This is a genomic window from Halorubrum wangae, assembly GCF_051194135.1.
GTDB lineage: Archaea > Halobacteriota > Halobacteria > Halobacteriales > Haloferacaceae > Halorubrum.
Genome location: NZ_JBLZNH010000005.1, coordinates 15832 through 42074 on the forward strand (window position 1 = coordinate 15832; position 26243 = coordinate 42074).

Annotated in this window: 26 protein-coding genes; 9 read left to right on the forward strand and 17 right to left on the reverse strand. The window is 59.7% G+C overall.

The features are described from left to right. Window positions 1-66: 66 nt before the first annotated feature. Window positions 67-1227 carry a hypothetical protein gene (locus ACNS84_RS14730; protein ID WP_435075626.1) on the reverse strand — a complete coding sequence of 387 codons (1161 nt, stop codon included), beginning with the start codon at window positions 1225-1227 and terminating at the stop codon, window positions 67-69. A 142-nt stretch (window positions 1228-1369) separates the two neighbouring features. Between ACNS84_RS14730 and ACNS84_RS14735 the strand changes: the two genes are divergently transcribed. After that, on the forward strand, window positions 1370-3457 hold the full coding sequence (locus tag ACNS84_RS14735) for a PDDEXK family nuclease (RefSeq protein ID WP_435075627.1): 2088 nt from the start codon (window positions 1370-1372) through the stop codon (window positions 3455-3457). Between the two features lie 11 nt (window positions 3458-3468). Here ACNS84_RS14735 and ACNS84_RS14740 read toward each other — a convergent pair whose 3' ends face one another. Further along, window positions 3469-3603 carry a hypothetical protein gene (locus ACNS84_RS14740; protein WP_256867918.1) on the reverse strand — a complete coding sequence of 45 codons (135 nt, stop codon included), beginning with the start codon at window positions 3601-3603 and terminating at the stop codon, window positions 3469-3471. Further along, complete coding sequence (locus ACNS84_RS14745) at window positions 3603-4289, reverse strand: DUF6166 domain-containing protein (RefSeq protein ID WP_435075628.1); 687 nt, start codon at window positions 4287-4289, stop codon at window positions 3603-3605. Before ACNS84_RS14745 ends, ACNS84_RS14740 begins: the two co-directional genes overlap by 1 nt. Window positions 4290-4406: 117 nt before the next feature. Between ACNS84_RS14745 and ACNS84_RS14750 the strand changes: the two genes are divergently transcribed. Next, the gene (locus ACNS84_RS14750; protein WP_435075629.1) at window positions 4407-5771 is read left to right on the forward strand and encodes a restriction endonuclease; all 1365 of its coding nucleotides are present in this window, start codon (window positions 4407-4409) and stop codon (window positions 5769-5771) included. Window positions 5772-5784: 13 nt separating this feature from the next. Here the strand turns inward: ACNS84_RS14750 and ACNS84_RS14755 are convergent, their stop codons facing one another. From ACNS84_RS14755 to ACNS84_RS14765, 3 genes are read right to left on the reverse strand one after another with little or no spacing between them, the layout of a single operon-like run. Next, window positions 5785-6318 (reverse strand): hypothetical protein, encoded by a 534-nt coding sequence (locus tag ACNS84_RS14755; RefSeq protein ID WP_435075693.1) that lies wholly within the window; start codon window positions 6316-6318, stop codon window positions 5785-5787. Next, the gene (thiD, locus tag ACNS84_RS14760) at window positions 6305-7666 is read right to left on the reverse strand and encodes a bifunctional hydroxymethylpyrimidine kinase/phosphomethylpyrimidine kinase (RefSeq protein ID WP_435075630.1); all 1362 of its coding nucleotides are present in this window, start codon (window positions 7664-7666) and stop codon (window positions 6305-6307) included. The genes ACNS84_RS14755 and thiD overlap by 14 nt, the downstream gene beginning before the upstream one ends. Before the next feature lie 47 nt (window positions 7667-7713). Further along, window positions 7714-8643 (reverse strand): thiamine-phosphate synthase family protein, encoded by a 930-nt coding sequence (locus tag ACNS84_RS14765; protein WP_435075631.1) that lies wholly within the window; start codon window positions 8641-8643, stop codon window positions 7714-7716. A 166-nt stretch (window positions 8644-8809) separates the two neighbouring features. Between ACNS84_RS14765 and ACNS84_RS14770 the strand changes: the two genes are divergently transcribed. The 5 genes from ACNS84_RS14770 (at window position 8810) to ACNS84_RS14790 (ending at window position 13728) form a co-directional block, all read left to right on the forward strand. Then, a complete protein-coding gene (locus tag ACNS84_RS14770) occupies window positions 8810-10123 on the forward strand; it encodes an NRAMP family divalent metal transporter (protein ID WP_435075632.1) in 1314 nt (437 codons plus the stop codon). Then, window positions 10120-10671, forward strand: coding sequence for a hypothetical protein (locus tag ACNS84_RS14775; RefSeq protein ID WP_017342097.1), 552 nt, complete (start codon window positions 10120-10122; stop codon window positions 10669-10671). The genes ACNS84_RS14770 and ACNS84_RS14775 overlap by 4 nt, the downstream gene beginning before the upstream one ends. 143 nt (window positions 10672-10814) lie before the next feature. Beyond that, entirely contained in the window at window positions 10815-11474 is a 660-nt protein-coding gene (gene tenA / locus ACNS84_RS14780; protein ID WP_435075633.1) for a thiaminase II, read from the forward strand. Further along, complete coding sequence (locus ACNS84_RS14785; protein ID WP_435075634.1) at window positions 11471-12208, forward strand: TenA family protein; 738 nt, start codon at window positions 11471-11473, stop codon at window positions 12206-12208. Before tenA ends, ACNS84_RS14785 begins: the two co-directional genes overlap by 4 nt. Then, window positions 12208-13728: a sodium:solute symporter family transporter gene (locus ACNS84_RS14790; protein WP_435075635.1), complete on the forward strand. Its 1521-nt coding sequence runs from the start codon at window positions 12208-12210 to the stop codon at window positions 13726-13728. Before ACNS84_RS14785 ends, ACNS84_RS14790 begins: the two co-directional genes overlap by 1 nt. A gap of 285 nt (window positions 13729-14013) precedes the next feature. On the opposite strand, the gene ACNS84_RS14795 is transcribed toward ACNS84_RS14790, so the two are convergent. From ACNS84_RS14795 to ACNS84_RS14835, 9 genes are all read right to left on the reverse strand, one after another. After that, a complete protein-coding gene (locus tag ACNS84_RS14795) occupies window positions 14014-14409 on the reverse strand; it encodes a DUF7567 family protein (protein WP_435075636.1) in 396 nt (131 codons plus the stop codon). Between the two features lie 73 nt (window positions 14410-14482). Beyond that, window positions 14483-14848 (reverse strand): DUF7568 family protein, encoded by a 366-nt coding sequence (locus ACNS84_RS14800; protein WP_435075637.1) that lies wholly within the window; start codon window positions 14846-14848, stop codon window positions 14483-14485. Window positions 14849-14851: 3 nt separating this feature from the next. Next, window positions 14852-15343: a DUF7995 family protein gene (locus tag ACNS84_RS14805; RefSeq protein ID WP_435075638.1), complete on the reverse strand. Its 492-nt coding sequence runs from the start codon at window positions 15341-15343 to the stop codon at window positions 14852-14854. 103 nt (window positions 15344-15446) lie between these two features. Next, window positions 15447-15863, reverse strand: a complete 417-nt coding sequence (locus tag ACNS84_RS14810; RefSeq protein ID WP_435075639.1) for a DUF8025 family protein — start codon at window positions 15861-15863, stop codon at window positions 15447-15449. Window positions 15864-15936: 73 nt separating this feature from the next. Beyond that, window positions 15937-16599: a DUF6735 family protein gene (locus ACNS84_RS14815; protein ID WP_435075640.1), complete on the reverse strand. Its 663-nt coding sequence runs from the start codon at window positions 16597-16599 to the stop codon at window positions 15937-15939. A gap of 67 nt (window positions 16600-16666) precedes the next feature. Further along, window positions 16667-17047: a hypothetical protein gene (locus tag ACNS84_RS14820; protein ID WP_246989562.1), complete on the reverse strand. Its 381-nt coding sequence runs from the start codon at window positions 17045-17047 to the stop codon at window positions 16667-16669. Window positions 17048-17138: 91 nt separating this feature from the next. After that, complete coding sequence (locus ACNS84_RS14825) at window positions 17139-17327, reverse strand: DUF8012 family protein (protein WP_006183366.1); 189 nt, start codon at window positions 17325-17327, stop codon at window positions 17139-17141. A gap of 138 nt (window positions 17328-17465) precedes the next feature. After that, window positions 17466-18347, reverse strand: a complete 882-nt coding sequence (locus ACNS84_RS14830; protein ID WP_435075641.1) for a biosurfactant protein 1 — start codon at window positions 18345-18347, stop codon at window positions 17466-17468. Between the two features lie 94 nt (window positions 18348-18441). Further along, entirely contained in the window at window positions 18442-19368 is a 927-nt protein-coding gene (locus tag ACNS84_RS14835; RefSeq protein WP_435075642.1) for a transcription initiation factor IIB, read from the reverse strand. Window positions 19369-19705: 337 nt separating this feature from the next. Here ACNS84_RS14835 and ACNS84_RS14840 point away from each other — a divergent pair, with 337 nt between their 5' ends. Together ACNS84_RS14840 and ACNS84_RS14845 are read left to right on the forward strand one after the other, a co-directional pair. Further along, entirely contained in the window at window positions 19706-21841 is a 2136-nt protein-coding gene (locus tag ACNS84_RS14840) for a hypothetical protein (RefSeq protein ID WP_435075643.1), read from the forward strand. Between the two features lie 264 nt (window positions 21842-22105). After that, window positions 22106-23596 (forward strand): hypothetical protein, encoded by a 1491-nt coding sequence (locus ACNS84_RS14845; protein ID WP_435075644.1) that lies wholly within the window; start codon window positions 22106-22108, stop codon window positions 23594-23596. A gap of 349 nt (window positions 23597-23945) precedes the next feature. On the opposite strand, the gene ACNS84_RS14850 is transcribed toward ACNS84_RS14845, so the two are convergent. Both ACNS84_RS14850 and ACNS84_RS14855 read right to left on the reverse strand, forming a co-directional pair. Beyond that, window positions 23946-24986, reverse strand: coding sequence for a homing endonuclease associated repeat-containing protein (locus tag ACNS84_RS14850; RefSeq protein ID WP_321167230.1), 1041 nt, complete (start codon window positions 24984-24986; stop codon window positions 23946-23948). A gap of 128 nt (window positions 24987-25114) precedes the next feature. Next, a complete protein-coding gene (locus ACNS84_RS14855; RefSeq protein ID WP_435075645.1) occupies window positions 25115-26014 on the reverse strand; it encodes a DNA-binding protein in 900 nt (299 codons plus the stop codon). Window positions 26015-26243: the final 229 nt, after the last annotated feature.

The following is a 26243-nucleotide window of genomic DNA, read 5'->3' on the forward strand; positions in this document are numbered from 1 at the left end:
CTGTCAGCAGTGGATTCCAGCCGCTAGAACGGAAGCACGCCTGGCGAATTGTCTCTTCAACTGGTCTTAGCCCATCGCCTCTTGGAACCGCTCACGCAGCGCGTCCTCGCGTTCTTCGAACTGCTCGACTTTCTCCTGCAGGTCGTCGCTGACCCGTTCGATACTCGCCAGCGCTCGTTCGCCGGCCAGTGAGGCCTGTGACCCGTCGTCACCGTCTGCCTCTAGCTGCTGCTCGTACGCCTGCTCGACGCGTTCGATCGTACCTTCCGGGTTGAACAGAATGTCGTTGGCGATCCGAACGTACTGATCGAGGGATGCCCCCTCTTTCCCCTGGAAGAAGTGGGTGAGGGCGTACGTCGCGCCGGAATGCAGCGTCCACATATCGATCTCGAAGGGCGACGCCGCATTGGCTTCCGCATCGCCGGCGGCACGCTCGGCCAGGTAGTCCGGGAACCCCAACAGGGTGTAGAACTCCGTGACGGTGAACGGGAGCTCCGAGAAGTCGAGGTCGATATCCTGAGCGTCCCGGATGAACTCGAAGAGGTCGTCCGCGACGAGTTCGACCTGTGCGAGGAGCTCCTCCCACCAGGTGCGGAAGTTCCGCACGTCGCCGACGTGCTTGATAACCTCCTTGTCGGTGAGCGAGCGCATCGTGTTCGAGCAGTAGCCGTCCTGGGCGAACCCCTCCACGTAGACGGCGTGCTCGCCGAAGAAGTCGTAGCCAGATGTGACGCCCATCGTGATTGGGTCCGACCGGCCAGGAAGGCGCACCTCGAGGCCGTCGAACATAATGTCCATGTGGACCTCGCCGCCGCCCCGGTAGCGCCGAATCTCGCCGAACATCACCTCACCCAGCGGCGTCCCGTCGATGGTCTCCTCGCGGAGGACCTCCTCCAGCGGCCCGTAGACGTCGACCGGGTTGATGATCGAGTAGCTGTCAGTGGGAACGTGGAACAACGGGTCCGTCTCCGCGTCCTCATCTCGGGCCTGCTCCCGAGCCCGACTCGGCTCGACGAGCGCGTTGAACCGCTCCGTCTCAACCCACTCGTCGGTGTAGGGATTCTGGTACGCCACGGTCGTCTCGACGGCCTGCGGAAGATCACGAACCGCCTCGGCGAAGCTCACGGGGTCTGCATCCCCGTGACGCTCTCGGTACCACTGGGGTAGTTCGGTGTCGGTACGTCCATCGACGCCAGCGAAGATGGTTCTGGACTCTGGATCTTTCATCTCAGTCACCTCACTTCAGGAATCCTCGTCGACGTGCGACTGCATCGACTCGCGCCCTGCGCCCCTCTCCCGGGCGCAAAAACAACACAAACGAGAAGAGGTGGTTGTCTGGTTGTTCAGATGCACTGCTCCCCCAGCTGAGGTGGATACCGCAACTGGATTCAATAGAACCGGAACGCTTACTCGCTATGACAAACTCCAGTCAACTATTGTGGCGTCATTCCTTGAGGCATTAGCCAAGCAACGAGTTTGGCACTGGCTGGAGGAGTCTAAGGGATACACAGTCGATGGTGAGGTCAATCTCGGGACTGGTCGCATCGACCTGCTCGCGGAATCACCGTCGGGAGAGATTATCGGGGTCGAGCTGAAGCGAGCATCTGAATTCGGGCTCGATAGAGACGTATATGCCCAAACCCATCGGTATATCGACAGCGGAGCCCTCGATAAGCTGTACTTTGCTGCTCCCGACGCCGACAAACTTGGGACCAATCCGGAATCGGATCCTGTCGACCAAATGAGAATCCGTGCGATAAGCTATCGGTTAGCTGCGGGCGTTGATGAGGACTGGTACACACCATCGGAGGTTATCACTCACATTCGGGACGCGATCTCTGCAGACTTTCTTGCCTACTCGCTGGAGCATCGTACTGTCGAGGACCTAATTCGACAACTGTTAGATCGTTCCCCGGAGGATAACGAGCCGATATCTCTCGACGAGGCTGTTCAAGAGCTACGACGGACACAACTTCCAGAGGAGTTGGGTGTGATTCACGTCCCGATCGAAAAGAACGGATCCAAGTCCGACTTTTCTAGCCTGCTTACTCCCGGTGACGGTCCGATGCCCTCGATCGTCCGGGATGCCGAGCCAGTCTATGCTGGCGATGATACCACTGGCCGGATCTCTCCGACAGAAGAACCATGGGTGCGACATCATACCTGGACTCATTTTGGCGGCATCCCGGAAGCCCATATCCCGAACGACTTGGATTCGGACACTCCCACCCGCCCGATCGACATTCTGGCCTTCGAAGGGGATATTGATCCGACTGCAGCGGTCGAAACCCCCGAATCGAATGCGGTTATTGGTATCGAGTCAAAGGGTGAGAGCTCTTTTTCGGGTTCGCGAAAAACCGAGCAATTAGAACAGTTCTTAGCAACTGAAACTCTTTCAAAACTCTATCTTGCTGTTCCAACAACGCTAAGCGAGCGTGCAGTCACATTTCTTGAGAAGCACGGATTTGACACAGTTGGGCTCATCACCGTAGACGACACCGGTGGCGTCAACAGCGTTCGCGAAGCGACGCACCTGACGCCGAAATACGATGGCTATCTCGAGAATCATCATGATCGGAAGGTCGGGTATGGCGATCTCGAGCTCCCGTGGCTTGAACCAGTCTCAAACTTATACCTCACCGACGAAGAAGCCGAACGGGTCAAGCATCCCGATCCAGTCGCCTACGCGAAACCCATTATTGAGGCAGCCGACTTGGACGTGCCCGCAGGGAGCTGGATTAACGTCGAAGACTGGACGGGCGCCGAACGAACAGAAGATGAGTTCACAAAGGAGCGAGTGCGGTACTACCTCCTCCGTGGAGTGAAAGCTGGCCCGTACCTCCTCGACTCTGATGTCGACCAAGATGAGATGATGGGCGGCTACACTCGCTTGGCATTGGAGTGGTTTGAGGACACTGACGAACCAGGGCTGAAGTTGAACTTTGGCGGTGGCTCGTGGGTGGGGGGTTATCTCTGGTTCTCTGGCAAGTCCATCCAGCAGCTGCTCTCGGTTCTGCTGAACATTTCGGACCTCAATGGGGCGACGATACGTGGACAGGGCAAAGTAATCGATTTGGAAACATTCCCGATTCGGGGTGACAGTGAACATCTTCGACTACAGGGACGTTTCGGAGAGGAGGATCTCTTAGAATTAGAGATCCGGAGTCTTGTCGACGAGGGCGAAGGCGACGAAATCTTTGAGGTGGACTTAGGTACGGGTGAGAAAGCCGGCGTGACGGCGCAGTTTACCGAACCACAGTGGTACGATTTGGTGGCTACGCTGGATCACCTGCTGGCTGGTGGTACTTATCGAGGGCTGCCTGGGGAGTTTGACTCGACTCCACGTATTGGCCCGTTAGGTGAGGACACCTGGGACATCGGGACAGATATTGAGGAAACGTCGAATCCAGTCTCGATTGAGATGCGCAACTCAGATACCGACTTCCTCACGGAATAGCCGCCATTAGCTTATTCGTCGGTCGCTTGGTGCTTAGGCTCCTGCCGGTCGTTGTATCGCTCCAGTTCGCGCCCGATTTTTTCGAGCGCCTCGACACCACGTTCGAGGAGCTGGTGGGTGGCTCGCGCCAGTCGAAGCGTCTCCATCAGTGCTTCCCCTCCGGGGGTTCGATGAGGTTGTTGCTCTCTTCGGCGAGTTCCTGGATTACCTGTTCTACGTCAGCATCCTCGGCAACCGTCCGATGTGCGAGCGGGGCAGGATATGCACGGTCACCCTGGCTGCAGAGCACGACCAGCCACTCGTCGCTTCCATCCCCGAGTACGATGTAGTGGTCGCGATCAGCGCGCTGGAACACTCTTCGATCAGGGCGGGAGACGGCTCGCCAGTTCTCGGGGAGCGTCGGTGACGGCCGTCCGCCGTCGGCGAGGGCGACGACGTCGTCGGTAAGGGCCGCCATCGCGGCGTCGATCTCCTCGCCAGTGAGGTGCCAACACGCCGTTGCACCGTCGCACTCCAGCTGTGAGACTACCTGATTCCGGAACGCGATGTAGTGCTCACGGGCGAACTGTTCACCGTCGTAGTAGTCGAGAAGGAGCGCGCACGCGAGCTGGGCGGGCCCGCTACCGCTGTACCCCCACTCGAACCCGCTCGGACTGTGGTTGACCAGGTCCAGACTGCGCTCGAGGGAGAGTCGCCGATGCTCCGAGAGGTTCAGAACGACGGCTTGGCCGTCGACGCGGAAGCCGACGTATTCGACTGTGTCTCGGTGAGACTGACCGGGCGATGCTACTGGATCCGATTCCGAACTTGCTACAGGTACATTCCCGTTCATCGTTGCTCGCGGGCGGTTCGGTGACCCCCGCACCCCTCTCAGGGGTTCAACAAACAGGACGGCGTAGCGTTCGGCAACGTATTTGGCAGTTGCAACGTACTGTCCACATAATTGAGGATGGCTGTACTGGACGATCTCTCGGGGTTCGAGTTCGAGGACGTGATGGAGGACGTGTTCCGGAACCTCGGCTACGAGAACGTCCGCCAGGCCGACCGCACGGCTGACGAGGGTCGCGACGTCATCATGGAGGAGGTTGTCGACGGCACCCGGCGTGCGATCATCGTCGAGTGCAAGCACACGGGGACAGTCGGGCGGCCGGTCGTCCAGAAGCTTCACTCGGCGATCGCGACGTTCGACTTCGACGGCCCGAAACGCGGAATGGTCGTCACGACCGGCCGGTTTACGAACCCTGCTCAGGAGTACGCCGACCGCCTCCAACAGAACGACGACCCACATCCAATCGAGCTGCTCGACGGCGAGGATCTCCGGGAGATCGCCGACGAGATCGGCCTCGACCTCTACAACGGGCGCATCGAGATTCTCTGCGACGAGACCCTACGCCCGTACGACCCGGCTGTCGACGTCGACGCGCCAGTCACGGAGGCGTTCCGCGACATTGAGAACATCGAGGCCGCCGACCTCCCAGAACCCCACTCATCGGTGACGTTCCGCCCGGTGGTCGCGGTCACCGCGGACACGAACGCCGTCTTCGAGACGTCGGTAGGCGTCATTCACCGGATCAACGACCGGACCCGATTCGTCGCCCACGCCGAACGCGGGCAGCCGCAGGTCGTCGATGAGGACGTCGGGACGCTGGTCACCGAGAACCTCCACGCGACGGTCGATCCTGACGCCGAGCAGTTCGGAGAGGTGTTCGACGATGTCGAGGATCGACGGTTCGGGCAGACGCAAACGGAGTACAAGGAGTGGGCCGTCGAGCGCCTCCAGCAGCATCACACGACGACGGTCACCTACACCGGCGACAACAACGTCACCTACAACAAGACCTGCGAGCCGAACCGCTCGGACATCTCCGTCCAGTCGATCGAACCAGTGTACCTCCCGGAAGTTCGGCACACCACCGACATCCAGGAGTACACCTATCCCTACGAGTCCTACGCGGCAGGTCCGTCACGAGTGACCGCCGAGGATGGAATCCATCGGTGTGTCCACTGTGACACGAGCGGCGTCGACGAGACGTACACCTACTGCCCGAACTGCGGGGCCATCGCCTGCTCCAGCCACATCAAAACGGAGCGGCTGGAAGGCGAGCCGATCTGTACGGGCTGTGCGGTGACGGAACGGTTCGCGCTGAAGACGAAGTACTTCTACGACGAGGAGAACCTCGAAGCGTTCCGCGAGGAGTACGCCGACATGCCGCTTCACGAGAAGGCGATGGAGAACAAGTGGCTGGCCGGGGGGAGCGTGGTCGCGACGCTGCTGCTCGTCGTCGGACTCCTCGTCATCGGCGGCATCATCTGAGCGGGCTCAGTGTTCACGCCGGCTCAGTGACCATCTCTTCGAGCGCGTGCTCAAGCGGGCCGTGGAACTGCCAGCTAGCCCGCTCGAAGGCTTTCTCGGTCGGGCCATCCCAGCGCGGGAACGCGGAGTGACCACTCACCTTGACGGTCCACTCGGAGGGGTCGTCGAACGGGTTTCGGGTCGGAAGTTCGACGACGTAGAGGTACTCTTCGTCGCCGTGGATGCCGTCGGCCGGATTCTCGACCCCGTGTCCGAGCAGAAACATCGGCTGGTCGAGGTGCTCCATATTGTCCGGGTCGAGGAGATCCGAGGGTTGGTCAGCGTGGATGCTCCGGTCACGCCCTTCGTCCACGTAGAGGGTCATCGTCGAGAGCGTGTCGAGGAACAGGAACTGGGCAGCGGCGTACGCAGCCCCGCGCTCTGTTCGTGTCTCGTCCAGCAGCTGCTTCAGCTGCTCAAGCTCACGGAGGACGCTGGCGGTATCGTCGTCCGAGTGTCGGTAGTTTTGTGCAATCCAGTTGCCCTCGGACGGTTCATAACTCCTCAGCTATCGAGAGTGCACGGGCCGCAAGATCGGCGGCGTCGCTTGCAAGCATGCGCGTGATCGGTTCCTTGCCAACGTCACCTCGGTCGAAGACGACCGCCGGCGTGGTTTCGACCTGCTCGAAGGCTCTCTCGGCCGCCCAGCCCATGGTCGAGCCTTCCTCGTCAGGTTCCGGTTCGTTTGAGCGGTCGATCTCGACAACTGGGGCATCAATCTTCTCCAGGGCTGCCTCGATGGAATCGTCGAACCGGAGGTTCGCGGCGAACCGGATGTCGGGGTCGTGCTCCCGCGCCGACAGCAGGAAGCGGGCGACGTGGCTCGAGGCGCCGAAGCGTGTTCCCCGCGTCACGCGGATTCCGGTCATCGTCCGGGCGATCCGTCCCTCGACGGCGACGGTCTCCTCCGGCCGTTCTGCGTAGGGCGTGGCCCCAACCACGTTCATCCCAACCTCCGGAACGATCGACGACACGCCAGCAGAGACCAGCTGCTCCACGACGGACTCGACAGCTTCCTGAGTGGGCTGTCTGGCTGACCGATCCCGGATATTCGCGAGGTGGTGGACCGGTCCTGGTCCCTCGCCGACGTCGAGCGGGTATCTGATGGCGCGGGTCATGAATGCCACGCCGGATTCGATCGCCTCCAGGATGTCATCGCCGTGAGCCAGTCGTGCCGCGATCGCACTCGAAAGTGTACATCCCGAACCGTGTGTCGCGTCCGAGTCTACTCTCGAGTGCTCAAGTGTGGTTACGTCGTCCCGAGTCACGATGACATCTCGAACGACATGCTCATCGCCGACATGGCCACCTTTCACAAGTGCTGTGTCGGCTCCCATCTCCACGAGTCTCTGCCCCGCAGCCTGCATCGAGTCCGGATCCTCGATCGGGATATCTGTGAGTATTTCAGCTTCGTCAGCGTTTGGCGTCACGACCGTCGACTCAGCGATCAACCCCTCGTAGGCGGCTGCAGCGTCATGATCGAGCAATTGGTCGCCCGAGGCGGCGACCATAACCGGATCGACGACGAAGGGCACGTCCATGTCAGCAGCGTACGACGCAACCCTCTCTACGACGGGTTCAACACCCAACATGCCTGTCTTGACGGCCTGTAAATCGAAATCGGTACGGATAGCCTCGACCTGGGCCTCGATTTCCTCGACCGGGACGGGATGGATCGACTCCACGCTAACGGTGTTCTGTGCCGTGAGGCTCGTGATTGCACTCGTCGCGAAGGTGTCGAGTGCCTCCATCGTCTTGAGGTCCGCTTGGATGCCGGCGCCACCGCCCGAGTCACTCCCGGCCATCGTCATGACCTGGGGGAGCTCAACCGGGGCTGGCCCTCGTACTGTGGGCATATCAGTGATATAACCGACGAGTACAAATCGGTAATGGTCGAGCCGCGTCACTCGGCTTCCTGGACCGTCTCGAGGAGCGAGACCGCGAGGCGAGCGGCGTCTTCCGCGGTCTCCCCGAGGACGTAGGTAATGGGTTCGATCCCGAATGCGCCGCTGTGGTAGATGACTCGCGGAACGACATCCCGAGACGCGAACCGATCCAGGAGTCGCTGGTTCCGGTCATCGTACTCGGCGTCGAACTCCATCGGGTCGAGCCCCCGGGCCCGAGCGGTCGAGAGGAGCGCACCGTCGGTTGCGATGTTGACCGCACCACGTAGCCCGTCGTCCTGGGCCATCGCAGCTAGCACGACCGTCGCGACGTGTCGCGATGCCCCGAATTCCGGGTTTGCTGGGATTTCGACGCTACCGTCGACCGCATAGATCCGCCCGGGAATCGCTGCAACCTCGGAAACGTCGTTCGCACCGGGGAGCGCAGATCCGACGTTCGTCCCGACGTTGGGGACGTATGTCGCCATCCCGGGTGCTGTCGCAAGGATGCGTGCCGCCGTCCGGACGTCCGTCAACGTCTCCCGTTCTGCGGCGAGGCGCTCGTCGGTACCACGGACACAGAGGTCACAGCCGAGACCGGCGAGCGAGGGCATCGCCTCCTCGTGCAGTTCACACACCGGGCCACGGTCTTCAAAAGCCCGAACGAGCGCGAGCAGTTCATCGAGCGCCTCGTACCCATCCATGTGTCCGGAGGCGAACCCCTCGGCGATACGCGTAACCGTCTCGGCGGTCAGCGGATGGTCTTCGATGCGTTCTTCGACTGCCACGTCGCCGCTGATGTACTTCGAGACGGCGGCCTGGGAGACGCCGATATGTTCTGCCACCTCTTGCTGGGTCATCTCCCGATTAGCTAGTTCCCCGGCGAGACAGACACGGATGGTGGGGAGGACCCGCTCAACGACGATCTCGCTCGGGAGGTGGAGTGACATACGGATAGGATCAGTTGCCCCACAATAAATCGTGCCCACCGGTGAACGAAGTCCGTATCTCATCGAAACCGTACGCATCGAGTGACACAGGCCTAACCGGGCCAGGCCGACTCCTCGGCGTCCGCATCGGGGTACTTTTTTACCCAACCCAATATTCTCTGGTAGTATGACTAGCGAATACTCACTTGAGGTCGGGACAGTCCGCGAGTATTTCGGCGCGATGGGGCCCTCCTGGGTCGCGGGGGCAATCGCCGCCGGTCCAGCGACGATGGCGAGTCTAATCACCGCGGGGGCGATCTTCGACTATCAACTCCTCTGGGTTGTCGTGCTCTCTGCCGTCGCTGGCACCCTAGCACAGTACCTCGCGATGCGGCTGGGGCTGCTTACTGAGCGGGGAATTGTCGGCGTCGTCGAGGACCATCTTGGAGAGACCTGGGCGTGGATCCTGGTCGCGGACGTCGTCATCGCGGCCGGTGTCGCCCAGCTCGTCATCATGAAGACGGTCGCTTCCGTTTCGGCGACGATCACTGGGATCGACCCACGCCTCTGGGGCATTGCCTGGGGCGGCATCCTCGTTTTGGGTCTGGCCGGTCAGGGATACCGATTCGTCGAGCTCTTCGCGAAGCTGCTAGTCACCGCGGTCGTCCTGGCCTTCGTTGCCTCACTATTCGTCGTCTCGATCGACATCGGCCAGGCTACCCAGGGGTTGATACCGACGCTGCCCGGCGGCAGCGCACTGGTCGCTGCAGGCATCCTCGGGGGCGCGGTCCACATCACGCTTATCACCATGCACTCCTACACGATGCGAGCCCGGGGCTGGACGGAACGTGACTATGACCTCGCGACGGTGGATGTACTCGCGTCGATGCTCGTCGCGTTTGGCATCTACAGCATCGCCATCTTCCTTGTCACAGCGAGTACTCTGACCGATCCGGATCTGACGACCGTCGGTGCAGCCCAAGCCCTCGGACCTCTGGTCGGCCCGGCCGCCAAGTGGCTGTTCCTGCTCGGTCTCGGCGCCGCTGCCGTCTCGACGCTCGGTGGCAACACCATCGTTCCGCCGTTCCTCGTTGCCGACAAACTTGGCTGGGGCACGACCGTCGAGGATACGCGGTACCGGGTGCTCCTCGCACTCTTTGCTGTGTTATCGGTGCCGGGTGCGTTCATCGGCGGTGAGGTCATCGGCCAGCTCGTCCTCGTTCTGGCTCTTGGCACGGTTGGCACGCCCTTCGCCATCGCCGTCGTCCTCTATCTGTTGAACGCTGAGAGTGTCGGCGCCTCGAACTCAACGCTCGCGAACCTCGGCGGGCTTGCCATACTCGCCGTTTCGGGTGGTCTCGCGGCCAACTTCGTCATGGTTCAGATCGCGACCGGCCTCGATCTGCTTTCCGGACTCGTACTTATATTCGCGCTCGTTCTCGCTGCCGCGACGCTCGTCCTCTTTGGACAGTATGTCCGCGAGGAGGTGCCTCTAGCGTGACTGGGCTTCCGTTCCCGTTGACCGGCTCGACGCTGATCGTCGGGCCGTCCCAGGCCGGAAAGACTCGTCTCACGGCCCGCGCCCTCGAGGCCTGGGTTGGACGGCATGGTACTGATGGAGTCGTGGTTCTGGAGTTCGCGCCCGAACTAGAACGCGAAGGCCAGATCCTTGGCGGTCGCTTGGACCGGTTCACTACTATTCCTGACGGTGTCTGGCACGGCGTCCTCGACGCGCATGCCCCCCGAGCGGAAGGGGCCAACGAGGCAGAATCGGCGACACTTGCGAAGGACAACGCCACCCGTGGTCTCGAGGTTCTGGAGGCTGCCCCGGATCCAACCGCTGTCTTCGTCAACGACGCGACCATCCCGCTCCAGCACACGTTCGTCGAGGTAGATACGCTCACAGGCTACTGCGACCGTGTGCGCTGCGCTGTTCTCAACGCGTTCGATTCCGACGAGCTTGGAACGGACGACCCGGTGTCACGTCAGGAACGGGCAGCACTGTCGGAACTCCGTTCTTGGGCGAATCGGACGATCGAACTGGACTGACCGTCGGAACCGAAGCGGATCTATTGCATCGGTTCGATAGTGAAATCGTCGTCAACTACAGGTTCGAAGCCATTGACAACGTTCGAGATATAACTAACTAATATAGGCAAGTTATATCCTCTCTCAGACGGTACGGCTCGCTAGTGCCATTCAGCGATACCCTTCTTGAGGCGGGACAGGATGTATGGGCGGCCCAGAAGGAGCACCCCTTCGTCCGCGAACTCGCGACCGGAACTCTCGACGAGGCGGCGTTCGAGCACTGGATCAAACAGGATTACCGCTACCTCCTGGACTACGCTCGGTTGTTCGCGATTGCGGGCACGAAGGCTACCAACGAGAAGACGATGACGCACTTACTCGGCGTGGCCCACCAAGTGCTCGACCACGAAATGGACCTTCACCGTGGCTTCGCGGCCGATTACGGAATCTCCGACGGCGAGCTCGAAGCAGTCGAGAAGGCGCCCACATGCGTGGCCTACACAAATTTTTTGATCCGGACGGCTTACGAGGGCTCGATTGCGGAGATCGCGGCCGCACTGTACCCGTGCATGCAGGGCTACCTCGACGTCGGAGAGCATATGGCGTCGCTCGCCACCGACAAACACCGGTACACACCCTTCATCGAGATGTACACCAGTGACGAGTTCCGTGACGCGACAAGTTGGTGTCGCGGCTTCGTTGACCGATGTGGCGAACAGTCTCCCGGTGAACACGACGCTATGAGGGCGGCGTTTCTAACTAGCGCGAAGCTCGAGTTTCGGTTCTGGGAGATGGCCTACACGCAAGAAGGGTGGGGTCTATGACGGACGTCCCCGATAGGTATAACGACTACCGGGCCACCGTCAGCGACCCCCGGTTCACTGACTGGCTGCGGGAGCGTGCCGAACCCGACTGGACGAACGCCGTCGATCATCGGTTCACCCGTGAGATCTGTAGTGGCGCGCTCTCCGAGACGGTCTTCGCCGACTACCTCATCCAGGACTATGCGTTCGTGGACGTCCTCGTGAGTACGTTCGGCTTCGCAGTGGCCCAAGCACCCGATGTCTCAGCGAAGCGCGCGCACGTCGAATTTCTCGACACCCTGACTGACGAGGAAAACGACTACTTCGAGCGTTCCTTCAGCGCGCTTGGCGTCGATGATGCTCGGTGGAAACAGACAGAACTGTCCACGACCACAGCCGCGTTCGTCGACTTGCTCGGTCGTACTGCCCGCGAGGGCGGCTACGCCGAAACACTCGCAGCCATCGTTCCAGCGGAGTGGATCTACGCCGAGTGGGCGACACGCGAAGCTTCAGCACACGAATCGACTGCCGGGCTTCCGTTCTACTTCGCCGACTGGATAGCGTTGCATGCCAACCCCTCCTTCCAGGAATTCGTGACCTGGCTCCGCGGCCAGTTGGACGCCCATGGCCCGACGGTCTCTTCCACACGGGAACGGGAGATCGAGCGAATCTTCTGCCGGACCGTCGACCTCGAAGTTGCCTTCTTTGACGACGCCTACGCGGCCGTTGAGACCGACGGGGAGGGTAGGCAGTAATGGTTTCAACAGCTGTCGCACTCACCGCTGTCGTGCTCACAGTACTGACCGTTACCGCTTTCGGCCTATTAGCGGCTCGCGGCCGGGTCCGATCCGTCGAGGATTATATTTCCGCCCGCGACTCAGCCGGTCCCGGAACCCTCACCGCTACGATCATCGCGTCGATGATGGGCGTCTGGATACTGTTCAGCCCTGCCGAGGCCGGGGCGGCCTTCGGCGGGCTCCCGGCCATCCTCGGATACGCAATCGGGAGTGCGGTTCCGCTCCTCCTGTTCATTCCGGTTGGCACACGCATCCGTGCTATTGTTCCGGCCGGCCACTCACTCACCGAATTCGCGCACGCTCGCTTCGGGACCGGAATGTACCTGTTCGTGCTCGTCGTGTCCGTGTTCTACATGTTCATCTTTCTCGCGGCCGAGATGACGGGGATTGCCGGCGCCCTCTCACTCGTCATCGGGATCCCCCAGTGGCAGACGGCCCTGCTTGTAGGCGGATTCGTCTTGATCTACACGGCTTACGGGGGACTCGTGGCGAGCATCGTCACCGATACCGTCCAGACGCTCGTCCTGCTCCCGCTGCTCGCTGTCGGTTTCGGTGGCGCCGTGCTTGCGTTGGGTGGAACCGGTGAAATACACGCAGCAGCGATCGCCACGGACGCGCCATTGCTGGATCCGACGTTCGGTCCCGGGCTAAAGTTCGGCGTGTACGTTGCCTTCGCCATCCTCGGTGCGAATATGCTGAACCAGGGGATGTGGCAGCGCGTCTACGCTGCCAACGGCGAATCGTCGCTTCGGTGGGGATTCGGCGTCGCGGCCGTCGTAGTCGTTCCAATGATTCTGCTAGCCGGCTTGTTCGGTATCGCTGCGGCCGCTCTCGGCCTGACCGACTCCGGCGGTGCCAGTATCGCGTTCTTCCTCGTCCTCGAGTCAGCCTTCCCGAGTTGGGTAACGCTCGCGGTCGTCGTCCTCGCGGTCCTGCTCGTGATGAGTTCCGCGGACACGATGTTCAATGCCATCGCGAGCGTCGTCACCGCCGATCTCGCGCGGCTGCTCGACCAGCCAACCCAGCGGTCGTTGTGGGTGGGTGGACGCGCCCTCACCGGGATCGTCGGGATCGGCGCGATTGTCATCGGTTCGCAGGGGTACAGCGTGCTTGAACTGTTCCTGACGGCAGACCTGCTCGCAGCTGGGATTTTCGTCCCGTTCCTCGCCGGGCTGTATTCCGAGCGGCTTTCAGGAACCGGGGCCATCGTCTCGAGTCTCGCTGGACTCGTGGTCGGTGTCGCCTACTTCCCGCTCCTGCGTGGACCGGTCGCGTCGATTCCGGGGCTTGGCCCGCTGCTGCCCGCACCCGAGTTTCTACCCGCTTTCGTCGGGGCGACTGTCGTGTCAACCGGCGGGACGATTCTCGCTATTGCCCTCTGGGACGCCGACGTCGACCTCTCCAGCGTGGATCGTGATATCCGGAGCTTGGATGAACCGGTCGCCGATGGGGGTCCGAACGGGGGGGAAAACCAATGACCCCGTCGGTCATGGCTGTGTTCGGTCTTGCGATCGGTCCGACCGGCTTTTCGGTACTCGTGTGGGGCGCTATACTCGTCGTCGTACTCGTGTTCATCTTCATCGTCAGAGCGTTGATTCTGGACACCCATCGAACCTGACTCGGACGCCCACGGTGTGTACGAGTCGAACTACTTTCCGGGATACTCAGCGCGAATATAGATAGTGGGTGAAATAGCAGGTACGCATCCTCCATGCAGCAGAGTCGCTGACACCTATCACCGACTGAGGGTTACAACTAAACCACTACGCCAAATGTGACACCTCTTCTGGTTCCTCGATGTCGTCGAATTCTCCGCGCTCGACAGGTTCCCAGTCCTCACCCGGCTCCGGACTCCACCAGTCGACCTCGTAGGCGTCCGGTGCACCGAGGATCTTCACGCGGACCGACCCATCAGGCAGGTCGCGACGCAGCTTCTCGTCGACGTGGAGGTTCCAGGTCGTGGTAGAATTGAAGCAGGCGAGCACGGCCTCCTCGTAGCCGCGTGTTTCTCGGGATTCTTGGAGTTCGACTTGGGTGTTGCAGTTCTTGCAGAACACCCCCTCGAAGGGGATGTGCGTGAAGACCTCCTGCCCGCAGACGGGACACCAGAGGAACTCGAACAGTGCCGCGCTGTGTCGGTCAAGTACTTCGAGGGTCATTGGTTGACTCACCCGGTCGTCCCGGGCCACCACCTCGTGCCCGGCCGAAAAACAGCGCCCAGCGCTCACCCACTCACCGCTCGGCGCCGTAGACGATGCGTGAGGGGGCTTCGTATCCACAATCGGGGCAGTCGTACCACCGCTGGACTTTCGCCCCGTCTGCCGCCTTCTCGCCGACGCGAACGTCGTCGTTCGGACACTCCGGGCAGCTGAGGTCCGGAGCCGGCCGCTCCCGGAGTTCGTCACGGAACGACGTCGCGTCCTTCGTCTCGTACCCCCGCGACCACACCGGATAGCCGTCGACGATGATTGCTCCACGCCACTTGTACCGGTAGGAGTCCGGGGCTCGATGGAGGACGGCTCGCGCATCGGTCTCGGTGTTCCGATACGCAAGCGTCGGCGAGCGACTCTCGCGTCGCCAGTTGGTGATGCGAGGCATTATTCAGAAGTGGACGTCAGCGGGTACGATCCAGAGCTCTTCACTCTCCTCGAGGAGTCGATCCAGTTGTCCACGGTGGCGAATGCCGGTTCCGTGTTCGGTGTACAGGAAGATCGTCGGGCCGTCGTACGCACCGACCTGGTGGAAGGCGTGTCGGGCGAGGTCCTCGTCGCGCATTATCTCCTCGTCGGAGAGCTCCTCGATGGCCTCTTTTACTCGATCGAGACTGCGCTCGAACTCCTCCTTCGTTGCCTCCCAGCCACGCTCGAGGAGATCCTGGCCGTCATCAGAGGCGACGGGGGCTGCAGTCGGCAGCTCTCCCCACCGCGCCTTCCCCGCAACGGACGTGTCCTCCTCATCGAACGTGACGTAGTAGTCGAAGACGGCGCCGGCGTGTGGGTCCGCGCCGACTAGGCGGTCGAACACCGACTTTCCGGTGGCCAGGGCGTCGTCGTGCGTCGATGCCTCTACCAGTGCGTAAATCACGATATGCATCTCGAACACCTCGAAACGCCGACGCACCGGGTGTCGTTGCTCGCTCCAGCTGCGCCGGCACCCATCGCCGGCGCTCGAAAAACCTGCTCGTGACCGCGGATTCTCAGGCCTTGTCCGTTCGTTCGACAGTGATGGTCAGGTCGCCCGATTCGTAGTCGGCCTCGAAGTCGACGGCGAACGCGTCCGCCTCGTAGGCGGCGTGGTAGGCGCGGTGCCTTGCGAGCGAGCCTGTCGCCTTGAAGTGGAAGAATGCGGCCGCCGTGTAGGGCTTGCTCTGTGTTTCGACCTGCGACTCGACGGATGCGGGGAGCGCGATCGGGGGCGTCGCCGTGTCGATACTCGCAGCGAACTCCTTTGCTTCCTCGACGGTTGCTTGCGAATGTGCCGGTGTCTCGCCGGTGAGCACGTTCACCGGAGTTTCTGTCTCGTCGGTGAATAGGACGTCTTCGAAGGTGTGTGTTCCGAGGATCGCTTCGGGATCCAACTCGCAGTCGTGAAACGGGTCGTCCTCTGAGGTCATCGAATCACGAGCCTACGGCGGGGCTCACCCATTCCGACCCTGAAAAACAGCAGTTGCCACGAAGCAGATCGACCTAGGAGTGGTTCAGGCTCGCCTTCTCGAAGGGTGACTCTCCGGTCGGAATGAGCAGCTCCTGTCGGTCTCCAACTCGCTCGGCCAGCTTCCGTTTCAGGTACTGTCTCGCCGTCGACGGCGTGAAGACGCCCTTGTCGAGCATGTCGCCGACGACGTCTTTGAGGGCTGCGAACTGGCCCTGCAGGTGGCCGTCGCCGACCGGCTCGCCGTCGTACCAGCGCACCGTCGCGAGCGCGCCGTTCCCGACCGTCTCTCCCTGTTCGACTGTCTCCGAGTCGTACTGGAGCCCGAACCACAGCGTCCGATAGGCGGTCACCTCGAACGTCGTCGACACCACGAAGAACGCCTCATGGTGGAGGTAGTCGAGATAGTCAGCGACGATCTCGTCGAGGGTGAGTCCGGTGGCGCGGGGCTTCGGTTCGACGACCGTCGACGGTCGATCCTCGCCGGCGAGGTAGCCGTCGACCGCATCTGCCTCGAGGCCATCGGCCAGTTCCGCCAGCAGCTGTTTCGCCCACTTGGAGTCGGTGTCGTCGCCACCGAACGGCGATTCAGCCGAGATTCGGTGCTTGAGCTTCAGGTTCGCTGCGCCCCAATGGCTGTAGTGGAGCGTGTACTGTCCGTCCGTGCGTTCGTACGCAACAAGTGCGCGATGTCCCATCGAGCAATCACCTCACAGGGCGACCGCGACTGGATCGCCCCGCACCCCTCCCGGGGGACGAACAACTCTACTCGTCGATCGGGTCGAGGGAACTGAGGTCCGCGTGGAGGACTTCGCCGTCGCGAACGACGTACCGCTTGGCCAGGACTGGGAAGCGGCACTTGGTGAACCCCGCCGTCTGGATCTCGAACTCTTCGTCGGCTTCGAGGTGGTTGGCGAGTTCTCGCAGGAATTCGTGGGTCACGATGCCGCCCTCGTAGTCTGGGAGGCCGTTCTCCCGCGCCTCGTACACCTCAAAGTCGTCGTACCCCCAGATGGTGAGCTCTCCGTCTTCGGTCACCTCCCAGTCGAGCGTCCCGAAGCAGTAGCTCTCACAGAGCTCGCGGACTGCCTGCGGATCCGATACGATCGCGCCAGTCGACGTCGTCGCAGCTTGCAGTGTCGCCATGTCTGGACTTCACGGGGTCGCCCCCGCACCCCTGTCGGGGGCGATAAACCGACGCGAGAGTTGCCTCCCTGGTCGTGGCCGGGGACTCCAGTCAGGAATCTGCGTGGGCGTCCGCCCCGGCTCCGTCGCTCGGCCGCGTGAGAAGGCTCACCTCTTCCAGGAGGTCTCTCGCGGTCTCGACTCGCTCTCGATCCGCGTCGTCCAATCGGTCGACGTCGAGTCGGTTGAGATTGCTGAGTATACGATGCATCCGGTATCCTTGTTTGAACTCTTGCTCCATCGAAAGCGCCTCACCGCTCGCCGGCGCGGAAAGACGCCCCATCGAGATTGGCGTCGGGCTTGGAGGAGCTCGCGGCCTTAACCAACGAACCTCGACGGTACTCGCAGTCTGTTGGTTAATCGAAGCCGAGCACTGGGGCTACTCGAGATTGGGGCCGTAGCGAGCCGAGCCACACACCCCGCACTCCCAGATCGGTTGTCCCGTCCACGCTTCATCCGGGATCGACTCGTGGGTGTTGAACCGATGGTCGGTCGCCCGTCCACAGGTTTGACACTCGAGTTCCCGAGTTGTCGGTACCGACGACTCCTGCCGATCAGCCGCGGCTTCACCAGTAGATTCGGTCAACGCCATCGCTGGAACCAGCCACACCGCGTTGTCGGCGTCCTCGAGGACCGCGTCGAGACGCCACGCGTCGCGGATGCCGTCCCCACGCTGGTCGTAGAGCCGCGTCGTGGCCTGCTCCTGACGCTCCGACGCTTCCTGCCCGTGCCACCCAGTCCGGTCACGGGCGGCACTGAGAAGCCGCTCTCCCTCCTCTGCCGACACCTGTACCGCGTCGGGGAGTGAGGGCCATTGCTCGGCCAGCTGGCGCGCCGGCGCCTCGTCGAGATCGTAGATGAGCGTGTACTCGTCGACGGCCGGCTCCGCCTCGTTGGCGGAGAGGAGGTTTGCCGCCGCGCCGCCCTTCGCGACGGCGCCGTAGAACGTGGTCGACTCGACGACCAGGTGGACGATGCCGAGGCACGTCGTCGACGCTGACTCGTTCGTGCTAGTGGCGTCATTCCCGAGATGGTTGCTGAGACAGAACCGGCATTTCGTCTGGCCGTCTGGGACTGACGCCCCACACGACCGGCACTCGCCATCGGTTACCGTCGGCGCATCAGGGTAGCCACCAGCGCTCGTGGCGACGCGCTGCCGCCGGGGGGCACCCTCACACCCGTCGTCCAGCCTCGTGTCCGGAATGTGGGACGCCTCGCCGGTCGGCCGCAGTTCCTCAAAGTCGGAGTAACGACCGTTCATAGAGCAGTCTACAGAGATCATGGCTCGTCTTCGTGTTTAAATCGTAGCGTGGATAGACCGATGTGTAGTACAGACGGAGAGACAGTAATCTGCCTCAGGCGACCTGTTCCTCCAACGTATCCCGGTGTGCCCGGACGGTCGCCTTCGAGGCGTTCGCCACGTCCGCGGCCTCGGATTGCGTCAGCCATCGTCCCTCCTCGCGACCGGCCTTGTAGAGGCAGGCCGCGGCGAACCCGGCCGGATGGACGCCCGTCGTGAGGCCGTGCTCCTCGGCCTGCTCCGCGAGGGCTCGGGCCCGCTGTCGGATTTCGTCCGGACACTCGAGGTCCGACGCGAGGCGCGGCACGAACATGCTAGGGGAGACGGGCTCAGCGGGGAGGCCCAGCTCTTCGTTCAGCGTTTTGTACGCGTTCGTGACCCGTGACTCCGCGACGCGGGCCATCTCGCTGACGTCGTCCACCAACCGCGAGAGGCCGTTGCACCGGCAGGCCCCGTAGACGCTGGCCGCGGCGATGGCCTCGATGGATCTGCCACGAAGCAGATCCTCACTCTGGGCGCTCCGGAATAGCTGACACGCCTGGTCGCGGACCGAATTGGAGAGTTCGAGGGCACTCGCCAACCGACGCACTTCGCCCAATCCGTGGGCGAGATTCCGTTCTGCTTTCGACCGCCAGCGGCCACGAGTCTGCTCACGGCGCATCCGTGCGAGTCGCCGTCGCTTCTGCCCAGAGATCTCGTTTCCCTTCGCGTCGGTACCGCGACCGATTTCCGTCGACAGGCCGCGATCGTGGCGGGCCGCAGTGAGTGGGGCGCCCGTTCGCTCGCGCTCCTCGTCGTCGTACGCCCGCCACTCCGGCCCGTGATCGATACGCTGTTCGTCGATCACCAGCCCGCAGTCCTCGCAGACCGTTTCGACCGCGTTCGTGGTGACCCGTCCGTCGCACTCAGGACACTGGTTCGCACTCGATTCCGGTCGGACGTCTTCGTCGAATCCGCTCTCGTAGATGTCTCTCGTTGCCATCGTTCTCACCGTGTTTCGGGAACCCGCCAGTTCGGCGCGCCCCTCACCCATTGGAGGGACGAAAGACTCTGTGTAGGGCTGCCGCATCTACTGAGGAATTTGGCGGAATTGAATTACGGTGCTGTAGCCCTCGAAATCATAATGTAGGGCACTATGAGTGCCGAGGACGCTTCTCTTACGTTAGAACCAGGCAAGGAATCTAGATAGTTCTCACGCCTTTTAAGTCCAAATTGAGAATTTAATGCCAGCAAGACTACCGAAATTCATGCCACCCTCTCTGAAAAATACCTAGTCATTTTAAATGTAGCATACGGAGGAGTGAATATCCAACTACATCATGGAAATCATTCCCTTCCTCTCTAATCTGCGTTCTAGTGTCTCAAGACGTTTAGATATCAATGTTCGCAGTCGTATAGCACCACTCTCGTTTTACCAGTACGGGAAAATTGGATTCTGGGCAGCTGTCGCAGTAATCGTGGTCAGTTCAATCGGAGTCACACTAGGTAAAATCGGGTTCTCCATTGACGCTCTTGCCATCCTTGTTCAAAACCCGTCAAGCGGGTTCTTTGGGTCATCACTAAATCTGATACTGAGCATCATCAGCCTGGTCTTCGTTGTCGTCATCTTCTTAGTACAGAATGCTAACCAGGAGTACTCTTCCAGGCTCTCAGGCGTTATACTACACGACAAATACTTCCTACGGACTATCGGGTTCATTCTAGCCGCTTCCATTTTCAACATTTCAGGGAGCTACTTCAGCTGGGGTCCACCACTTACAGTAATTGGATACGCGTTTTCGATATCGACAACCCTGCTCGTCGGATCCCTAATCGCATTCGCTGCATATTTCGTAGACGTCTCCAACATCATCGACTACATCGTAAAGGACTTGAAACAACAAATCTCTCAAGACAGAATTTACCGCCCAGCCTTCTTGGGTATTGCTCTTCAAGACGAGGACTACGTATCCAAACTCAACACAGACACACAACTCATTGTCAGCACCTGTATCCAAGCCATAGAGGAGAACCAAGAAAACGTGGTAGACACTTGTTTGAACGCTCTCTCGGAAATCGTCGAAAAATATCTTGAAGAAACAACACCATCAGAAGTCAACGACGACTTCCTAAACGAACTGAACGACCAGTTCCAATTCATCGGATCAGCTGCCTTCGACGACTATACCCGGCAAAAATACTCAGAAACCGTTGTTGAAACCGTCGGAGACATTGGCCTGGCCATCACCAACCACCGAGAACTAGGTTCACCCGGATCGAGATGGGCAAACCTCCTCAAATCCCTATTCCAAGACTCGCTCGAATTTGACCGCACCGCAGCAGCTCATATCGCATTAAGAAAACTCGGAGATATGAGTGTCACCGCAATCTCGAACGGAGACATGGATTCATACCGAGTCTACCAAGGAGAAGTCGACAAACTTGCTGTACTCTGTGCTTCAGCAAACCACAGCTATCTCGCCGGACTTCTCCAAAACGCTAACCTCCAATATCAGAAAATGTATGTCGCGTTCATCGACGCACTATGTACAGACGGATACGCGCCAGACATCGATGTGTCCACACTATTGGAAGACTTCGCAGACAGCTTCAACCAAGCAAAATCGAACTATGGACGATATTCAAAACAAGTACTATTCGCAGGTCTATTCGGACTTAACCCGTTCGCAGGAAGAGTAGGCGCACATCTCCAGCAACATCAAGACATAGACCCTGCCGAACAAAAATATATATCTGAATATCTCTCAGAACTAGTCAGCTTCCTCAGAAAAGTCAGTCTACAAAACCCAGAAGACAACCACACAGATATCTACAAAGGCTACACTCAATTCCTTTTCGTCCTACAAGAAACAGCACCCGTCGATAGCGATGCCAGACGAAATCTCCTAATTGATCTTAACGACAATTTCACCAGACTAATCGAAAAAGACTATCGACGCAGCCTCGAAGCCACAGAAAATCTTGATCACGGCATAAACCATCGAATAACCGACTTCTACGCACTCCTAATCTACTTCTATCGAGAAGACCCAGACGCATTAGCAACATTTCTTGACCCACTCGTCACCCTCTACATGGATCTGGTTGACGACCACCCCTCACCTGGAACAATCAACGAGCGGACCCTACACCAGCTTTACCAAGAACTCAAAATCTTCGGCGTATGGATTAGCCAATTCCACGATCTCAACGATATCAGCCCAGAATTAAAAGAAGCACTCACAGAAAATTTCCAAGATGTAGATACCAGCGGTAGACGTATCTACACGTCCTCATTACAAAGATACGATTATCCCACAAACACTTTCCATTATCGCGATGGTTGGTGGCTCCGACCAGATACGATCTGGACTAATGGCTTCCAAGATCGGATATGTAATACTCTGAACGGCGACGGAAGCCAGTACGAAGAGTTCCACAACGAATTACAAGACTTCGCGGAGGACACTAATTAAAAATCCGTCACTTATACAGGTACTGTCTAGTTGGCCTCCTCAGCAGGTTTTTTGTCGTACTCTCTGTGTCTCATTTGGTTCATGATGCCGCAGAATGGGCAGTCTACGAAATTGGACCCCACGTCACTGGTGTTGGGACTATATTCCTCGCGAATTGCCTGATTCTGTCGTCGATTAGTAGACTTCGATAGAAACAACCCTTCGTAGCTACCGCCGTATCGGTGGTAGCACAGTCTTGAAGACAAATAGGTTACTTCCCCTACTATGGGCAATTCGGGAAGTGGATTGAAGGAGCGGGTCAGAGGGTGTGTGGATGATTTCGTTGAAACCGTTCGTGAGGAGCAAGATTTCGTCCCTAAACTTCGAATTGCCGCAGGAGATCGGATGGACAGGAAAGAGAAGTTCATTGATGAGCCTTCCCGGATTATTACGTTCTATTCTTCACGCCAGCAGGAGTTCTTCGAAGAGACTGCAGAGTGGATGTATGAGACCGGAAACGGATTTGGTCTTAACGAGCCTGTTGACCCTGATGACGAAGACGTTCTATTTCTCGACGCACCGGAAGACTACAACCCCCCTGAAGATGCTAATCTATTCTCCTACGTTAACGCGCTTTTCAACTTCGCTGGCACAGTGATGGATTATTCGGGAGGCTACGTGGTCACGGATAGAGGGTTCGATCGAGCATACGAGGAACACTGGCTTCCGAAGTACGAGACTGGGCTGGAAACCTTCGAGATTATTATTCCACTTCACCTGTTTAATATTCCACAAGACGACGAGTCAGTTATCGATTTATCGCCAGAATTTGAACTCCGTCGAAGACGTCACAATTACTATCGAGTTGAATCACTTCGGATCTGCCCTATCACTGATTCAGAAAGACGGGGTGTCCATACATCCTCCGCAGGTGGAGGAGAACGGTTCAATCTCAATCCTGTTGACGCCTGTGATTATAAAATCCATGCGGAGATAGCGGCCCGAGAACCTGAAGCCACTCTCTATGATCCGGGGGAAGAAATCGGAGAGCGGTTAGCGACCGCACTGCGGCTTTTTGACCCCGACCCAGAAACAGGAGACTTGATCGTTGGCACATCCTTCCGGCAAGAACCTAATTGGCTTGAATTCAGAGAGGGAATCCCCGACTTCACAGTAATCGGAGACGCACACAAAGACCGAACGCAACCTCAAGAAGCATATCTACTGTATCCAGACTCCTCTGATGAATTCACTGATTTTTGGGGGCGCCACTGTCGACGAATCCGTCTTGATAGGGACGGTCAGTTCACGCGTTCAATTCAGCGTTTTAACGAGATCTGGTCGAAGCGATTTTACGAAGATCAGCTCCTTGACTGTCTGATCGGGCTTGAGGGACTTCTTCTTCAAGGAGTTGGATCCGGAGGCTCGATTACTTTCCGACTCAAACTACGTGGTGGCCAGATATTGTACGATAGGTTACCCTACAGACGGGAGTACATCCAGAAGTTCCTACAGGATATCTACTCACTTAGGGGAGATATTGTACACGAGAATCAGTATCTTGCCGATATTCTAGATCAAAATAGCCGTTTGAAGGTGTTAGACGAGAAGTTCGACCATCCGAAGGACGTAGTGGCTGAAGCGCGCCGTTTTATGGGTGCTTCTGTCGTCGCTTATATGGACGTGACTGAGCAGACAGGACTGAGTATCGACGAGATTGGCGAGCTGATGGATGATGCGGCCCTTGGTGTGGGCTCGTCTGAGTTATTCGGCTAACTTTTGGAATTGTATGGCGGGTGTTGAGCCACCACACCGTATTAGAATTCGATATTCTCATCATTTTGATCTTGGATTTTACATCTGTGATGCTGGATTCGTTCTGGGACCCCAACCTTCCCACAGATTGGACACTCCCGCAGGGGTGTCGGAGGCAGGTCGGTCCATGCGTCCAGCGCGGCGTCGAGCTGTACTTCCACGATCGGCGAGTCGGTCGTGCGGCGGGCTTCGCGGAGGTGAATGCGAAGCCGTTCACGGGCCGTGAGTGTCGTGTCGTCGGTCATAGTGGGACGGGATCGCTGGTGGCCCCGCCACCCATCGCGGGGGCGAGCAACACCACCGGGTGCGGTTAGCGAATATCGGGCTGGAGCGGGGCTAGCTGTTCCCAGAAGCGATGATGTACAGCACAGAGAGTGATAAGATTATCTAGCGCGTTCGCCGCCTCAGCGTCATATTGACCGTCCGCATCAACGAATTCACGCCGAGGTCTGATGTGGTGGATATGGAGGTCCTTTCCATAACGCGCGTGGTGTTCGGATTGATTGATCTCACACCCGGGCGTCTGGCAGCAGTAGTTGTCACGCTCAAGGACTCGTTGACGCTGTCGGCGCCACCGCGTCTGGCTCCACTTCTGTCGCTTCCACGCCACTCGCTCGTCTTGTGAGTCACCGTACCCCGCACGGCGTTTCGCCTGGCGCCACGATTCGAAACGGTCGTAGTAGGTTGCAACGTGATACTGCCCCTCCGAATTCATCTCCTCCACCGTCGGGGCATGGCCGAGTTCTGAAGCAAGCCGATTGATCTCAGCAAGGAGCTCCGGCTTGGGAATATTCTGCTTGCCAGCGGGTTCAAGGCCCGCTTCAAGTACCGCGTTGACCCACGATCCAAATCGATTCGCACAGGTCCGTTGTGAGTACGCACCCCGTTCATCCATCTCTGGAGCAGTCGGCACACGCCCGAGTTCACTAGCTAAGTTGCGGATCGCCTCTATCAAAGCCTCGTCTGGTATGCGGCTTTCCTGGGCTGGTTTCTGCCCGATCGAGCGGATAGCGTTACTCCACGAACCGAACTCGGTACAGTACGCTGATGCTGAATACGACCCGTCTGTCTCCATCTCGTCTCGCGTGGGTGACCGGCCCAGTTGCTTAGTGAGTCGTCGAAGCTCAGTCTTCAGTTCGTCACGCCCGATCGAGGTTTGGCCACCGAGGTGGCCACGATAGGCTGTAAGCGAGGCGAAGCTCTTACCGCACGTCTCGCATTCGTACTCCCCGTACCGGTGTACGGAGGCAACATGACCACCGAGAGCGCTAGCTCCATCGAACGTAGCACTACAGTAGTCGCATTCGTACATTTCTGTGTCACTCGCCGGCCTACTTGCGCCGGCACCCATAGCGGCGCCAGAAAAACTGTCCGAGAGGTTGTGGCTGCGCGCGCAGCGAAGCGAGCACGGAGCGGAGGGTGGGGCGGCGGGGTCAGGGCCGGTCCGGCACACAACAAAAAAGAGGCTGCTCCGTTCGGCTATTCGTCCCACCAGCGGCCGCGCTCCGGGAAATGAAGGGTCGACCAGCCAGTGACGGCTAGTGAGACGCGTCCTTCGTACCAATTTCTCGCTGCTCCGTGGATACGCACCCGTTCACCTTCTTCGACCCAAGGGGCATTTGATTTCTCCCAGATCGTCACCTTCGTTTGCCCGCTTTCGTCTGCGATCAGGCCAACTTGAGCGATGGCTGGAGAGTCACTATCCCAAAGCACCTCGATTTGTCCTTCGACACTCACTTCTTTGCGATCGACGTCCTCGAGGGCGTCGATGGGCACGGTGCCCCCCGGCGCCGTCTGTAACTCCTCGAACACCCGCACGACCGCACTCGCCATGTCCCGGCCGTCGACGACTGCGTCGGCCAGGCGTCGACTGATCGCCGCACGCGACCAGCCATCCAGCCGCGTCGTGAGTCGATCTGCTTCCGTGTTCACCGTCGCCAGTTCATCTTGGGTCAGCTCCATTCGGGGATCATCCCGTTCGGGGTCGGCCATCGGGTCCACGCTCGCGGCTCGCTGCTGGAACTTCCGCCGGCGCTTCGTGCTCCCTTGTGCGGCGACCTCCCGCGTGCGCTGCTCCCGGCCGTCCTGTGTTCCCAGCTCGGCCTGGGCACTGATGCGCTCCAGCTCGGCTTCCCGCGCCCGAATGCGCTCCTCCTGTTCGAGGGTGACACCGTGAATCCGGTCCTCGCTCGTGTCCGCGATCCCGTCCGGGTGGTTCGCATCCACCTTCGCTTGCGTCTCCTGCTCGACCGCCGCCTCGAACTCCGGCGTCTCGTCGACGACCGGGAAGCCGTCTTCATCGACCGCATGGCCGCCCGCGTTCTCGAATGCCTGTTCATCCACCGTAACGACCTTGCTACTAGAGCTGTTACTTGACATTGGAACTTCACCAAGTTCCGAAGGCGCTCACGCGCCGACACCGCGATGCTCCTACATCGCGGTTTTCCGACGATAACGACCGACAGAACCATCTGCGCGCTCTCGCTCGCGCCTTCGCGAGCGCCCTACCGGGCACGAGCGAGAGCGCGCCTGCATAAGGTGGCCCCAACCAGCACCGCGCGCCGACCCGCCCGGAGCGAGCGACCAGCGGAGAAAGCGTGGGGGGTGA